This window comes from Flavisolibacter ginsenosidimutans (assembly GCF_007970805.1).
Classification (GTDB): Bacteria; Bacteroidota; Bacteroidia; order Chitinophagales; family Chitinophagaceae; genus Flavisolibacter; species Flavisolibacter ginsenosidimutans.
The window spans coordinates 289,885-305,099 of sequence record NZ_CP042433.1; the positions used below are offsets into that span (position 1 = coordinate 289,885).

The following is a 15,215-nucleotide window of genomic DNA, read 5'->3' on the forward strand; positions in this document are numbered from 1 at the left end:
GTACTTTCTTTAAAACCATTTTATGCCAGAAAAAAAACAATGGATTGTTGTCACCTCTGGTGACCAGTCTTTAAACGACATCGCCAAAGAGTTGGAAAAAAAAGGCTTCACAATTGATTCGAAACTTGAGGCCATTGGGCAAATTGTTGGTACAGGCACCGAGGACATGAAAACGCAAGCGATGAAAATAAAAGGCGTTTCTTCAATAGAACCATCGCACGAAATCAACATTGGGCCTCCAAACTCTGACCTTACTTGGTAGAGCGGTTTCTAGTTTACTGAATGCATGAGCAAAACAATTTGTTGGCTCGTGCTTTTTCTTTTTTTGTGAAAAATTGAAAGTGAAAAGTTGGCCGTGACTGCTTTGCAAATTGCTTGCAAAAAATACAATCAGCTATTTGCCTCCACGCAGTTTTTTAAACTGTCAAGAATGGTTCGCCAGTCGCCGGGGGCTTAACATCATTGCGTAATGTACTCGGGTGCCGATCAATATTGCCACACTTTCTCCGGAACGTAAATTGTGCTTTCAACATTAATGAGGATTTTGTTTGCTGTTTTCATGATGCGTTTAATTGATAGCGCAAACGCCTCTTGTAAAACGAGCAGAGTGCAATGACGGCAATTAAAAGGGCGATTACGAAGGCTTATATCAATAAGCAACTTGCAATAGGCAATTGGCAACCTGACAAAGACCCGACAGCGTTGCGTATTGCTTATTGGAAATTGCCGATTGCAAGTTGATATAGATTCCTCTTTAAGGAACCAGAGGACTTTCCTCGGCTTCTTTTTCCGGCTTTACTTCAATGGTGTCGCTGATGATGAAAACGCCTTTGGGAAAAATAGTGTTCATCAATTCCTGGTAACGTTTGGCCTCGTCGCGTGTTTGGTAATTGCCGGCCTTTAGCTTAAAGAAAGGCGATTGATAAGTAAGGTACGCTTTCTGGTCGGGGAAGTGCGTGTAGATTTTTGTTTTGGCAGCGATGGCTTCATCGCGGCTATTGGTATTGATGACGAGAAGCCGATAGCCGCGCATGGTATGTCCTGATGCTTTCTTTGCTGTGATGTTGATGTAAGCTTGTTTCTTCACCAGCAAATCAAGCCGCGGATCTTTGTGTACAATCACAGCCGGTCCATCATACGCAATTGTATCCTGTGCAAAACAAGCCGCGCCAACGAACAAGCAAAGAAGAAGAAGAAGTTTTTTCATGCGGAAACAATTTACGCCGATGGCTCAAAAATACGTCCGGGTTCAGCAGCGTTTTTGTTAAGGAAGAGAGGAAAATTGTAAAATGTAGAATGTAAAATATAGAACGCTGAATTTAAAAATGTCTTTCACTGATGAAGAGCTTTTGAAGAGCGACTTCTTTTTTGCGTTAGATTTCACTTAGTAATTCCCGCTGCCGCTTTCGCCTTTGACAATGGCAACGCCGGCACTGCAACCCAGGCGGGTGGCGCCGGCATCAATCAACTGCTGTGCAAATTCAGCGGTGCGAATGCCGCCGCTGGCTTTAATTTGAATGCTCGCCGGCAAATGTTTTCGCATGAGCTGAACCGCGTGTACCGATGCACCTTCGCCGCCAAAGCCAGTGGATGTTTTTAAAAACTGCACCGGGTAATGCTGATAGATTTCGCAACAGCGAACAATTTCTTCATCGGATAAAACGCCGCTTTCGATGATCACCTTCAAGGTTTTGCTTTTATCGCTTGTCAGTTTTGAAAGAACGCCGATTTCGGTTTCCACGTAAGCAAGGTCGTTGCTTTTAAACGCGGCGATATTCATCACCACGTCCAATTCATCAGCGCCTTCTTCTATGGCGATATTGGTTTCCTCCAATTTGGTTTTGTAATGATGATAGCCAAACGGAAAACCAATCACCGTGGCCACTTTCACTGCCGAATTTTCCAGCAGTTTTCTTGCGTCGCTTACAAAATACGGAGGTACGCAAACGGCCGCAAAGCTGTGGTGTACGGCTTCTTCGCAAATTTTGTCAACGTCAGCAATCGTGGTCGTGTTTTTCAAAATTGTATGATCAATAAATTGGGCTAACGACATGGGAAATACTGTATTTTTAAGGCCTCCGGTGTTGAACTCGAGACTGCGCAACACCTGCCTCAAAGTAAATCTAAAAACGTAACACATGAGAAGAACCAGACAATTTCTTTTGCTCTGTGGCGCTTCGCTTCTTTCACTCCTTGGCAAAACGCAAACGACGTTTCCTGTAAACGACGTCGCCGATCCGAAGTACACGCATTATGCGTTTACCGGCGCCACCATTGTAAAAGACGCGAACACCACCATCACAAACGCAACGCTGATTATTAAAGACGGAAAAATCGTGGCCGTTGGACAGGGCCTGAAAGTGCCCGACGGCGCCATTGAAATCAGCGCCAAAGGCAAGTACATCTATCCGTCGTTTATTGACATTTACAGCGATTACGGCACACCGCCCGTTCAGGCGAGACAAGGCGGCTTTGATTTTTTTGCCCGCGGACAAATTACCACCAACACCAAAGGCGCTTACGGCTGGAACCAGGCCGTACGCCCCGAAGTAGATGCCTATAAAATTTTTGCAGCCGATGAAGCAAAGGCAAAAACCTTGCGTGACCTTGGCTTTGGCACCGTGCTCACGCACGTAAAGGACGGCATTGCCCGTGGCACCGGAACGGTTGTTACCCTTGCCGATGAAAAAGAAAACCTGGCGATGCTAAAGCAAAGGGCTTCAGCAAATTATTCCTTCAACAAAGGCTCGTCCACGCAAAGCTATCCCGGTTCGATGATGGGCATGATTGCGCTGTTGCGCCAAAGCTACCTGGATGCGCAATGGTACAAATCGGGCGGCGCTTCAAAGGAAGGTGTGAACCTGAGTTTGGAAGCCTGGAACAACAACCAAAACCTGCCGCAAATTTTTGATGCGGGTGATAAATGGAACGACCTGCGTGCTGACCGCATTGGCGACGAAGCCGGCGTACAATACATCATCAAAGGCGGCGGCAACGAGTACCAGCGTATGGACGATATGAAGGCGACAAAAGCCACGTTCATTCTCCCGCTGAACTATCCGCAGGCGCAGGATGTGGAAGATCCAGCCGATGCACGTTTTGTTTCGTTGACTGATTTAAAAAATTGGGAGTTGGCGCCAACAAATCCTGCAGCCTTTGAAAAAGCAGGCATCCCGTTTTGCTTAACCACTTCGGATTTGCGGGATTCCAAAACCTTTCTAACAGCCGTTCGCACCGCCATTAATTATGGACTGAGTGAGAAAGCTGCAATGATTGCGTTGACAAAAACACCCGCTGAAGTTTTGGGGATTTCGAACATGGTGGGAAGTTTGGAAGCTGGCAAACTCGCCAACTTTTTAATCACCAGCGGGCCAATTTTTGGCGAACGCACAACTATCTATCAAAACTGGATTCAAGGCATCAAGCACAACGTAAAAGACGAAGTGTACAACGAGATGCGCGGCAAATACAATCTTGTATTGACAACGCCATCCGGCACCGCGAATTACCTGTTGGATTTTAAAACGCCAACGCAAGCAACGACGCTGTTGGGCAAAGACACCGTTACATCCCGCTTTTATTATGACGGCCGCAACGTTCGCATTAACGTGGCGCCCGAAAGAAGAGGCGATGCAAACCTTCGCCTGACGGGAACCGTGAACGGCAACGAATGGACGGGATACGGCGAAGACAGCGCAGGCAATCGCTTTACCTGGTCTGCACGTTATTCGGCCACGCAAGATTCAATAAGGGAAAGAAGAGACAGTGCAAGAAAACGTCCGATGGTTTTAGGAAAAGTTACGTATCCTTTTCTGCCTTATGGTTGGGAAGAAGGGCAGATGCCAAAGCAAGAAACGATTCTGATTAAAAACGGAACGGTGTGGACAAGCGAGGATGCCGGCATCTTGCAAAACACCGATGTGCTGTTGAAGAACGGCAAGATTGCAGCCATCGGAAAAAATCTTTCTGCCGAAGGTGCAAGAGTGATTGATGCAACGGGCAAATTTGTAACGCCGGGCATCATTGACGAACACTCGCACATCGCGGCTGCATCCATCAACGAAGGCGGGCAAAGTGTAACGTCCGAAGTTCGCATCGCTGACAACCTGAATCCGGATGACATCAATATCTATCGCCAGTTGAGCGGTGGTGTAACGACATCGCACATCTTACACGGTTCTGCCAACACCATTGGTGGACAAACGCAATTGATCAAATTGCGTTGGGGCGCTGATGACGAAGGATTGAAGTTTAAAGGCGCCGATGGCTTCATCAAATTTGCTTTGGGCGAAAACGTAAAACGTTCCCCCACGCAAGCCGGCCAAAACAATCGTTTCCCTGATACCCGCATGGGCGTAGAGCAAGTGTTGGAAGATGCGTTCACAAGAGCAAAAGATTACGAACGTGAATGGAAGACATACAACAACAGCGGCAAAAAGAGTCCTGCGCCTCGCCGCGATTTGGAACTGGATGCGTTGGCTGAAATTTTAAACAACAAACGCTTCATTACTTGTCACTCGTATTTGCAAAGCGAGATCAACATGGCAATGCACATTGCCGATAAAATGGGCTATCACTACAACACCTTCACGCACATTTTGGAGGGCTACAAAGTAGCCGATAAAATGAAGGCACACGGTGCAAACGCTTCTACTTTCTCTGATTGGTGGAACTACAAAATGGAAGTCGTTGATGCCATTCCTTACAATGCTTACCTGATGCAGAAAGCCGGTTTGAACGTAGCCATTAATTCTGATGATGCGGAAATGGCAAGACGCTTAAACCAGGAAGCTGCCAAAAGTGTGAAGTACGGCGGCATGACGGAAATTGATGCGTTGAAAATGGTCACTATCAACCCTGCAAAAATGTTGCACGTTGACAAACAAGTTGGCAGCATCAAAGTGGGCAAAGACGCAGACGTTGTTGTTTGGAGCGATCATCCGTTGAGCATTTATGCAAAATCGCTCTACACCATTGTTGACGGAACAATTTATTTCGACCGCGAGAAAGATGCACAAATGGAAAAGCAAATTGCTGCAGAAAGAATGCGCATCGTGAAAAAGATGAACGGCGAAAAGCAACGTGGAATGCCGGTTCAATCGGTTCAACCAAGTTACCAGGTAATCCAAACTTGTGGCGAAGACCATCATGCCTTTGGCATACTGGCTGTAGAAGACGGCAATTAATTGTTCACTTGTTCACGTGTTTACATGTTCACTTGTTAGTTTCTTCGTATGGCAACGTTTAAAACATTTGAAGAAATACACGCTTGGCAAAAGGCGAGGGAGTTGAATATGCTTGTTGGAAACTTTATTGACTCCGGCAGGTTTAAAAGCAACTTCCGGCTGATCAACCAAATTGAAGGATCCGCCGGTTCAATTATGGACAATATTGCCGAAGGCTTTGAACGAAGCGGTAACAAAGAGTTTCTTCAATTTTTATATATCGCCAAAGGATCATGCGGAGAGTTTCGCTCACAACTCTATCGAGCGACGGATCGTAATTACATCCAGAAACCGGAATTTGATGAACTCTTTGCTTTGTCTAAAGAAATCATTAACTGGTTACAAAAGCTTATTGATTACTTGCAAACCTCTGAACTCAAAGGAACGAAGTATATGACCCGAAAGGAAGACAACAAGTGAACAGGTGAACAGGTAAACATGTGAACAAAAAATAAAATCAATGAAAAAAATATTTTTAAGTTTCTCTGCTTTGTGTTTTTTGATGACTGTTCGTTCACAGGAAACAATAGCACCTGCGCCAAAGCAATCGCAACCGATAGTGATTACCAATGCCACTATTCACGTTGGCAACGGACAAGTGATTAACAACGGCTCTATCGTTGTGGTTAATGGAAAGATTACGGCCGTGGGTGCAAGCGTAACACCGCCAGCCGGCGCGAAAACAATTGACGCACAAGGCAAGCAGGTTTATCCCGGTTTGATTTTAGCCAACAGCAATCTTGGTCTTGTTGACGTGAACTCTGTTCGAGCAACGAGTGATGTTCGCGAGATTGGCGACATGAATGCGAGCATTCGCTCCATCATTGCTTACAATGCCGAGAACAAGGTCATCAACACTCTCCGGCCAAGCGGTATTCTATTGGCGCAGGTTGCACCCGAAGGCGGCATGTTGAGCGGCTCATCTTCTGTGGTGCAATTGGATGCATGGAACTGGGAAGATGCCGCATACAAAACCGACAACGGCCTTCATTTCAACATGCCTTCTTTTCTTCCACGCCCACGCTTCGGCTTTGGCGGCGGTGGCGGCCGTGGCGCGGGTGGAGAAGCGCCTGCCGATCCGGTAAAAGAAGCCTTGGAAAAGATTGATGGCTTCAAGGCTTTTCTTCGCGAAGCAAAAGCTTACAACGGCGTGAAGAAGCCGGAGGAAACAAACCTGAAATACGAGGCCGTAAAAGGCTTGTTTGATCGTTCGCAAAAATTGTTTGTTCACGCAAGCACGGTGAAGCAAATTTTGGTGGCGGTTGATATGGCGAAGGAGTTTAATCTTGACATGGTGATTGTTGGTGGTGAAGACAGTTGGCAAGTTGCCGACCTGTTGAAGCAAAACAACATTTCGGTTATTTTAAGCCAGCCGCACAGCCTTCCGATACTTCCCGATGACGACGTGGACCAGCCTTACAAAACGGCGGCGCTTTTGCAAAAAGCCGGCGTCAACTTTGCCATCAATGACGATGACGGACAAACCCGCGGCCGCAATCTTCCGTTTAACGCAGGCACTGCTGTGGCTTATGGATTAACCAAGGAACAAGCGCTGGCCGCCATCTCACTTAATGCGGCAAAAATTTTGGGCGTGGGTGATAAAACCGGTAGCATCGAAGTAGGCAAAGATGCCAACATCGTTATCAGCACCGGCGATATTTTAGACATGCGCACCAACAACATCACGCAGGCTTTTATTCAGGGCCGCGAGATTAGTTTGGAAAGTCATCAAACCCAGTTGTACGACAAGTACAAAAAGAAATTGGGCGTGAAAGACGCATTTTAAACAGAAAGAGGATGAGCAATCATCCTCTTTTTTTAACCGTATTTATTTATTTTTAGAAATGCACCGTTTTAAAATTTTTCTTGTTGCCTTTATTTTTCTTGTTGCCTTTTTACTGTTTCATTTTTATGCATCCGCGCAAAAGCTTTATTATCCCGATTCGGTTTGGCTGCACAAAAAGCCTGAAGAATTGCGGATGAGTGCGCAGGCGGTTGACAGTGCCGTATCCTTTGCGCTTCGCAACGAATCGAAAACAGATTATGATTTGCGCATTGCCAATTTAAAGGCTTACGCTAATGAACCCGCTTACCGGATGCTTGGGCCCATGAAAGAACGCGGCAAGCCTGCAGGGCTCATTATCAAAAACGGATACATCGTTGCCGAATGGGGCGATGCAAACCGCGTGGATATGACCTTCAGTGCTACCAAATCTTATCTCTCTACAGTAGCCGGCTTGGCTCTTGATGCGAGGCTGATAAAAACCATTGACGACAAAGTAGCCGCATACGTAACAGATGAAAAATTTGAGGGCGGGCACAATGCAAAAATTACGTGGCGACATTTGCTTACGCAATCTTCCGACTGGTCGGGTTGTTTGTTTGACGTTTGTGATTGGGCCGATCGTCCGCCGAAAACCGGCGGCATTGACAATTGGAGGAACCGCAAATTGAACGAACCGGGCACGGTGTTCAAGTACAACGACGTGCGGGTGAATTTAACCGCTTACGCCTTGTTGCAGGTTTGGCGAAAGCCTTTGCCAATGGTGCTGAAAGAAAAGCTGATGGACCCGATTGGCGCTTCCACAACCTGGCGTTGGTATGGCTATGAAAATTCTTTTGTGAACGTTGACGGCCTGATGATGCAATCGGTAAGTGGTGGCGGTCATTTTGGTGGTGGTCTTTTCATCAACACATTTGACCAGGCTCGCTTTGGCTTGCTGTTTTGCCGCAAGGGAAAATGGAAAGAGCAGCAATTGATTTCTTCGCAATGGACAGACGCCGTGCATCAATCTTCCTTTGCCAACAAATCTTATGGCCTCATGTGGTGGACCAATGCGGAAAACCATCTTGGCAATGTTTCAAAAAACATTTACGCGGCCGAAGGCTTCGGTGGAAATTTTGTGGTGGTGGACAGCGAAGATGACCTGGTGATTGTTGCCCGCTGGTTAGAGCCATCGAAGATTGGCGAAATGATACAAATTGTGGTGAATTCTTTGCAAAAGAAATAACGGCAAAGTCCTTTTGACATCCTTTATACAAATAAAAAAGCGGTCAAAGTTGACCGCTTTTTGTTTATCGTTTTGCGTTTTATTGCCCAAGGTTCAGCGGAACGGTGTACGCTTCGCCATAGCCGGGATAAACGCCCGTTACCCTTACCGTACCGAAACGATTTTGCAATGCTTCGTTTAAGTCATCCAGACTGCTGATCTCCATTTCACCTTCACTGGTAATGATACCCGTAATCACAAAGCCCGGTTGTATTTTGGCATTCGCCAATACGCCTGTCGGGTTTATCTTGTTCACGATCACGCCGCCTCCAATTCCGTAACGCGATGCTTTGGTTTTATCCAGCGTTGCCAGATCGCCGCCGAGTCGTGCGCTGATGTTGGTAACGACGGGTGTTGCTTTCTTTGTTAGTGTAATTTGGGTAGTGAGTTCCTTGCCGTTGCGCATGTACGTTACGGGCACTTTGTCGCCGGGACGGAAGCCTGCAATTTGTGCGCTCATCTGCATACCCGAAGCAACGGGAGTGTTGTTTACTTTGGTGATCACGTCACCTTTTTTAAGACCGGCAGCATAAGCGCCACCGTCCGTAGGAACTTCTGAAACGTAAACGCCTTCAATGTTTGTGGGGATGCCGAGGCTTTTGATTTGTTCGTCGTTCAAGCCATCGGTAGGAATGTAGCTTACGCCGAGGTAACCTCTTTGTACGTCGCCAAACTGAATGATGTCGCCCACAATTTTTTTAATGATGTTCACCGGAATGGCGAAGGAATAACCGGCGTAGGTTCCGGTAGGCGCAAGAATGGCGGAGTTAATGCCGATGAGCGTTCCGTCGCTGTTTACCAACGCGCCGCCACTGTTGCCCTGGTTCACGGCCGCATCGGTTTGAATAAAGGATTCAATCGGCGTCTCGCCCTTCTTCGTATTGCGTTTGTTGATGTCAATGGTGCGTCCCGTTGCCGAAACAATGCCGGCGGTAACGGTGGCATCAAGCGTCAGCGGGTAACCGATAGCCAGTACCCACTGTCCGAGTTTTATTTGATCAGAATTGCCGTAAACAAGGAAAGGAAGTTTGCTGCCGTCAATTTTCAAAACGGCAATGTCGCTGTTGGGGTCGCGGCCAATGACTTTTGCTTTAAAGGTCTTGCGGTCCGACATGGTTACGGTAATCTCGTCCGCAACGTTGCCGTTGGCTTCGTTTGTAATCACGTGGTTGTTGGTCACAATGTAACCGTCTTCGCTAATGATAACGCCACTGCCCGACGCTCTTTGCTCGGGAATGATGTTGGGGCCGTAATCGTTAAAGAAGTTGTCGAAAAAATCATCCAGGTTGCTGCGGCGTCGCGGCAGGTCGTTGGAAATTTTTTTTGCGGGAATTTTTGTTTTGATGTGAACCACGGCGGGAGCTGCGGTGGCGGCAGCTTTTGTCAGGTCAACGGGATCGGCGGGGGAATAAACTTTCCCGTCAAAGTAGCCTGCATAATTAGCAGGCAAACCGTTTTCTGCTGTTCCCACACCGGCCACAGGGTTGCGGGTGAATTTGTTGTACAGTGCCACGCTTCCTACTGCCGAAGTGGCGCTGATGGCAACGATCAACAAGACTTGTTTAAATTTCATAGTTCGTTTGCTTTATCGGTGAGTTAAGTGTTTCAAAATACATGCCTTTGCCCGACAAAATAACAATGTGTCAGTTCAAATACGTTACCGTTCGGCCAGTTTAACAAATACTACAAGTTTCGTACTTCTTTTACGGTCTCTTGTATCAAACTATACCTCAACTTAACGACAGCAAAAACTCCACCGTGTCCACGCCGTCGGCAAAGTCGCAGATGCTGGGTTGCTGCGCTGCGCCAAAAGCAACGGAATCTTTGCTCACTACGCATTGGATTTGTTCTGTGTCTTTCAACCGCTGCTTAAGACTTTCCCAATCGGAGTAGTATTCATAATTTAATTGGCTGATGGGAGAGAAGACCGAACTGTCTTCTACCAGCAAAAGACTCTCGTTGCTCATGTAGGGCTTGTGATTGAGCAAAAGAATTGCCAGGTGATAATCGTAATTGTTTTTGTATTTCTGGTAATCGGTTAAATAATCGTATTTCTCAAAGACGGTGAGCAGCCGTTCAAAATTGAAGTTGCGCGGCACAAAAATCTTCGTCACGTTGCGGCAACCCAAACCAAAAAATTGATAAACGTCATCGGCGAGTGCTGCAAGCTCTACGTCTGTTTCATTTCCGGTTAAAACAGCAACAGAGGTTCGGTTCTTGCGAATGATGTGCGGGTATTTGCTAAAATAATATTGAAAATAAGTAGAGGAATTGTTGCTGCCCGTAGCAATGTAAGCATCGCAACCTTTAAGCATCTCGCTAACAGTGAAATAAGGTATTGCGTCCGGGTTTAATTCTTTCAGTTTTTTAATCAGGAAAGTGACAAGCGCCTCGTCTTTTGACGAAGGTTTTATCATTGCGTAATGTCCCGTCAACAAAGTGCACATCAGGTCGTGAAAGCCCACCAGCGGAATGTTGCCCGCCATCACAATGCCTACTTTTTTTGGCTGCAAAGGTTCGGTGATTTTGTAGCGGCCGATCAGGCCTTGCAGCGCTTCTTCGGATAGAAACTGTTCAACGATGTTGTTGACCGAAAGATTAATAAACTCAGGAATGAACCAGGGGTTTTCGGCCGTCGCTTTCCGTTTTGCATTTTGCCAGCCTTCGTCATCCGAAGCCATAAGGCTTCCGAGCCTTATCAACAAATCTTTTCTTTCTTGTAAATTCATTCCCCGCGATTATTTTTGTTGCAAAACTACTTCACAACAAAGCAACGAAGACTTATGGCTATAAAGATTACCGAAGAATGTATCAACTGTGGCGCCTGCGAACCGGAATGCCCGAACAACGCGATTTATGAAGGCGGCGTGGAATGGGCCATCGCCGATGGTACTTCCGTAAAAGGTGATTTTACTTTAATTGACGGAACCGTTGTTGACGCCGCCCAACGCAATGCCCCGATCGCTGTGGATACCTACTATATTGTTCCCACTAAATGCACGGAGTGCCAAGGCTTTCACGAAGAACCGCAATGCGCGGCGGTGTGTCCCGTGGACTGCTGCGTACCCGACGAAATGTACCGCGAAACCGTGGAAGAATTGCTGGCAAAAAAAGAACGGATGCATTGATAAACGCATTACCTTTAGTTCACAAACCTCAAGGCAGTTCCCAACTGCTTAATTCAAACAGGTGATATTTCCTGTTGTAAAAAGGTGAAGATCTCAACAGACTTCACCTTTCTTATTTCCTGCTCTTCGTGCGGTGCAAAAGCTTCAATTTTGCAAAAGAATTATCCCGGCATGAAATACGTTGATGCAACAGTTGAAGAAGTAAACGAAGCCTTGCTTCAATCAGCGAAAGCCTTTCAGCTTTACGGCAAGCGGAGCCTAAAGGAGAGAGCAAATTTTCTTTACGCGGTGGCCGAAGAAATGAAGAACATTTCTTCCGAATTGTTATCCATTGCGCAAAAAGAAACACACCTTGATGAAGCACGGCTAAAGGTTGAACTCAATCGCACACTTTTTCAACTGACTTCGTATGCCGATGCCTGTGCCGAAGGTACATGGCTTGACTTGCGCATTGACACCGGCGATAAGGCTCGCAATTCGCCGAAGCCTGATTTGCGCAAAATGCTCGTGCCGCTTGGCCCTGTTGTGGTCTTCGGGGCGTCCAATTTTCCCTTTGCTTATTCCACGGCCGGCGGCGATACCGCTTGTGCGTTGGCGGCTGGTTGTTCCGTCATCATCAAAGCGCATCCCGCACACGCCGGAACATCAGAACGGGTTGCAGCAGCGGTTCAAAAAACCGCCAAGAAACAAGGCTTGCCCGAAGGCATCTTTTTGCATTTACACGGTGCGGGTTTTGAAGTTGGAAAAGCGTTGATTCAACATCCGCTCACCAAAGCCGTTGGCTTTACGGGTTCGTTTGAAGGTGGCAAAGCCCTGTTTGATTTGGCTGCACAGCGCAATGAACCCATTCCTGTTTTTGCCGAAATGGGCAGCGTGAATCCCGTTTTTCTCCTGCCCCAAAAATTGGCAAATGAAACCGGCAAACTGGCTTCCATGCTGGCGGCTTCCATCACGCAAAGCGTTGGACAGTTTTGCACAAATCCGGGAATTTTAGTAGGCGTAAAAAGCAAGGTGCTTGACGAATTCAAAGAATTCTTGGGGGAGCAAATAAAGCAGACTTCACCCACATCAATGTTGCATCCCGGTATTGCCAAAAGTTTTCAAAAGAACAGGGCAAAAGCAATTGAAGAAGGCGCAGTAGTTGTTGCAACAAATGAGGCCGACGTTGAAGAAGACGAAAGCATTCCCACGCTTGCTGAAGTTCCGGCTGAACAATTTTTACAAAATACTCTTTTGCACAAAGAAGTTTTTGGCCCTTATTCTTTGTTGGTTGAATGTGCAACAAAGGAAGAGATGTTGGAAGTGGCAAAAGCAATCGAAGGCCAATTAACCTGCACGTTGATGGCAACCGATGAAGAAGCGAATAAAAATTCTGAATTGATTGACGCATTGAAAGAAAAATGCGGACGCTTTGTTTTTAACGGCGTACCCACGGGTGTGGAAGTGGCGTTGAGCATGCAACACGGCGGCCCGTATCCCGCTACCACCGACAGTCGTTTTACCGCTGTCGGCGCCGACGGCATCAAACGTTTTGCACGGCCTTTGTGTTTTCAAAACTGGAACAACGATCTTCTGCCTGATGAACTGAAGAATGAAAACCCGCTCGGCCTTTGGCGCACCGTTAATAATGTGCTAAGCAAAGATCCGGTTAACGCCGATTAAAGACCGCACTATAATTTTACGGCATGTTTGCTGCAAAACACATCCCTTACAACCAAACCACGAGCTTTTCGAAAATTGTAACAGGCTATCTCGGCGGCACGGAATCCTTGCGTCCCTTTTACGGTCAGCCGCCAACACTTGAAGGCATTCGGGAAAAGCTGAAAGAACGAAGCGGAAAAGCGATCGACCGTGAGATGTTGGTCAGCGTATTAAAGCAGCAATACGAAGGCATGAATGCTTCGGCAACCGTGCAGCAGAACATTGAAAGCCTTTTGTCTTCCAATACGTTTACGATTACCACTGCGCACCAACCGAATTTGTTTACCGGGCCTTTGTATTTTCTCTACAAAATTTTACACGTCATCAAACTCGCGGCAAGCCTGAACGAACAATGTCCTTCCAACCGTTTTGTTCCGGTTTATTACATGGGTTCGGAAGATGCGGACTTTGCTGAGTTGAATCACACATACGTTGACGGAAAAAAAATTGAATGGAAGAAAGAACAAAGCGGCGCGGTGGGCCGCATGGTAGTTGACAAGACCTTGGTGCAATTGATTGACGAACTGGAAGGACAATTGAGTGTGGAAGAAAAAGGCGCCGAAGTGATCCAACTTTTGCGGAAGGCTTACATAAACGGTAAAACCATTCAGGCCGCAACGTTTGAACTGATCAACGAATTGTACGGTTCGTACGGACTTGTGGTGCTCATTCCCGATCATCCGTTGTTGAAGGCACAAATGAAAGACTTGTTTGCCGATGATTTGTTTGCCAACAAACCATTTTCGATTGTGCAGAAAACATCGGAAAGAATCAGTGAAAACTATCACGCACAAGCCTATCCGCGTGAGATAAATTTATTTTACCTGAAAGATTCAATCCGCGAACGCATTGAAAAAAAAGAGGACCGCTTCTTTGTGCTGAACACCGAAATTTCTTTCACCGAAGAAGAATTAAAAAACGAATTAAACGAGCATCCCGAACGCTTTAGTCCGAACGTGATTTTGCGGGGCATTTACCAGGAAACAATCTTGCCAAATCTTGTTTTTGTCGGCGGTGGCGGCGAACTGGCTTATTGGCTTCAATTAAAAGATTTGTTTGAGACCTACGGTGTTTCATATCCAGTGCTGGTCTTGCGCAATTCATTTTTGGTTATCGAAGAAAAGTGGAAGAAAAAAATTGAACGCCTCGGCATTTCGACCCAACAACTTTTTTTGCCGGAAGAAGAACTGATCAAAGTGCTTGTAAAAGAAAGAGCCGAGCACCCGGTTTCACTGAACGGAAATTTTGAAACTGCCGTTGAACTTTATGGCCGCATTAAAGAGCAGGCAACAAATGTTGACGCAACGTTATCGCAACACGTTGCGGCTATACAGGCACGTTCGTTGAAAGCCTTGCAGGAACTTGAAAAGAAAATGCTTCGCGCCGAAAAGCGCAAGCACACGGATTTGCAATCACAGGTGCACAAAATAAAGGCGACGCTTTTTCCCAACAACGGCTTGCAGGAAAGAGTTGAAAATTTTAGCCGGTTTTATGCAAAGTGGGGAAGAAGTTTTATCGAGGAGTTGTATAATAACTCATTAACGTTGGAGCAACAGTTCACAGTGCTTGAAGAACGCGGCTAAACAGTTTTCATTTTCTCCACCTTCTTCATTACTTCATCGCTCAACGACTGCTTGTAATCCGCTATCCGTTTGCTCACTTCTTCGTCAAAGCTGCCGATGATTTGCGCCGCAAGAATGCCCGCGTTTTTTGCGCCGTTTAACGCAACGGTTGCCACAGGCACACCGCCGGGCATTTGTAAAATCGAAAGCACCGAATCCCAACCGTCAATGGAATTGCTTGATTTGACGGGCACGCCAATCACGGGCAAGGTCGTAAGCGAAGCCACCATGCCGGGCAAATGCGCCGCACCACCGGCGCCGGCAACAATCACTTTTAAGCCACGGCTTTTCGCCGACGTTGCGTAGTCAAACATCCATTGTGGCGTGCGGTGTGCGGAAACAATGGTAAGCTCAAACGCAATTTGGAATTGCGTGAGCATGTCGGCAGCGGCTTGCATTACGTTTAAATCGCTATCGCTGCCCATGATGATACCGACGAGCGGTTTTGTTTCAGCCATCAAAAAAGTTTCAACGAAAATAAAGCATCAG

At 46.7% G+C, this 15,215-nt stretch carries 13 protein-coding genes; 8 read left to right on the plus strand and 5 right to left on the minus strand.

Annotated features, from left to right (window positions below):
- Window positions 1-22 precede the first annotated feature (22 nt).
- Entirely contained in the window at window positions 23-262 is a 240-nt protein-coding gene (locus tag FSB75_RS01045; RefSeq protein WP_146781573.1) for a hypothetical protein, read from the plus strand.
- A 492-nt stretch (window positions 263-754) separates the two neighbouring features.
- Here FSB75_RS01045 and FSB75_RS01050 read toward each other — a convergent pair whose 3' ends face one another.
- Window positions 755-1,207, minus strand: a complete 453-nt coding sequence (locus FSB75_RS01050) for an SPOR domain-containing protein (protein ID WP_146781575.1) — start codon at window positions 1,205-1,207, stop codon at window positions 755-757.
- Window positions 1,208-1,384: 177 nt separating this feature from the next.
- Window positions 1,385-2,053 carry a deoxyribose-phosphate aldolase gene (deoC, locus tag FSB75_RS01055; protein WP_146781576.1) on the minus strand — a complete coding sequence of 223 codons (669 nt, stop codon included), beginning with the start codon at window positions 2,051-2,053 and terminating at the stop codon, window positions 1,385-1,387.
- A gap of 85 nt (window positions 2,054-2,138) precedes the next feature.
- Between deoC and FSB75_RS01060 the strand changes: the two genes are divergently transcribed.
- Genes FSB75_RS01060 through FSB75_RS01075 form a run of 4 tightly spaced genes read left to right on the plus strand, consistent with a single transcriptional unit; the run spans window position 2,139 to window position 8,236 of the window.
- Window positions 2,139-5,186 carry an amidohydrolase family protein gene (locus FSB75_RS01060; protein ID WP_146781578.1) on the plus strand — a complete coding sequence of 1,016 codons (3,048 nt, stop codon included), beginning with the start codon at window positions 2,139-2,141 and terminating at the stop codon, window positions 5,184-5,186.
- Between the two features lie 48 nt (window positions 5,187-5,234).
- Complete coding sequence (locus FSB75_RS01065) at window positions 5,235-5,645, plus strand: four helix bundle protein (protein WP_146781580.1); 411 nt, start codon at window positions 5,235-5,237, stop codon at window positions 5,643-5,645.
- Window positions 5,646-5,685: 40 nt separating this feature from the next.
- Window positions 5,686-7,011, plus strand: coding sequence for an amidohydrolase family protein (locus tag FSB75_RS01070; RefSeq protein ID WP_146781582.1), 1,326 nt, complete (start codon window positions 5,686-5,688; stop codon window positions 7,009-7,011).
- A 58-nt stretch (window positions 7,012-7,069) separates the two neighbouring features.
- Window positions 7,070-8,236 (plus strand): serine hydrolase domain-containing protein, encoded by a 1,167-nt coding sequence (locus tag FSB75_RS01075; protein ID WP_146781583.1) that lies wholly within the window; start codon window positions 7,070-7,072, stop codon window positions 8,234-8,236.
- A gap of 79 nt (window positions 8,237-8,315) precedes the next feature.
- On the opposite strand, the gene FSB75_RS01080 is transcribed toward FSB75_RS01075, so the two are convergent.
- Window positions 8,316-9,848, minus strand: coding sequence for a S1C family serine protease (locus tag FSB75_RS01080; RefSeq protein WP_146781585.1), 1,533 nt, complete (start codon window positions 9,846-9,848; stop codon window positions 8,316-8,318).
- Between the two features lie 157 nt (window positions 9,849-10,005).
- Entirely contained in the window at window positions 10,006-11,004 is a 999-nt protein-coding gene (locus FSB75_RS01085) for an acyl-CoA reductase (RefSeq protein ID WP_146781588.1), read from the minus strand.
- A gap of 54 nt (window positions 11,005-11,058) precedes the next feature.
- Here FSB75_RS01085 and FSB75_RS01090 point away from each other — a divergent pair, with 54 nt between their 5' ends.
- The 3 genes from FSB75_RS01090 to bshC all read left to right on the plus strand — a co-directional run bounded on the left by FSB75_RS01090 (window position 11,059) and on the right by bshC (window position 14,687).
- Complete coding sequence (locus FSB75_RS01090; RefSeq protein WP_146781590.1) at window positions 11,059-11,403, plus strand: 4Fe-4S dicluster domain-containing protein; 345 nt, start codon at window positions 11,059-11,061, stop codon at window positions 11,401-11,403.
- Window positions 11,404-11,553: 150 nt separating this feature from the next.
- Complete coding sequence (locus FSB75_RS01095; protein WP_227990737.1) at window positions 11,554-13,065, plus strand: aldehyde dehydrogenase (NADP(+)); 1,512 nt, start codon at window positions 11,554-11,556, stop codon at window positions 13,063-13,065.
- A gap of 23 nt (window positions 13,066-13,088) precedes the next feature.
- Window positions 13,089-14,687 carry a bacillithiol biosynthesis cysteine-adding enzyme BshC gene (gene bshC, locus FSB75_RS01100; protein WP_146781592.1) on the plus strand — a complete coding sequence of 533 codons (1,599 nt, stop codon included), beginning with the start codon at window positions 13,089-13,091 and terminating at the stop codon, window positions 14,685-14,687.
- Here the strand turns inward: bshC and purE are convergent.
- On the minus strand, window positions 14,684-15,184 hold the full coding sequence (gene purE, locus FSB75_RS01105) for a 5-(carboxyamino)imidazole ribonucleotide mutase (protein WP_146781594.1): 501 nt from the start codon (window positions 15,182-15,184) through the stop codon (window positions 14,684-14,686). The two genes, bshC and purE, sit on opposite strands and share 4 nt — an antisense overlap.
- Between the last annotated feature and the right edge of the window lie 31 nt (window positions 15,185-15,215).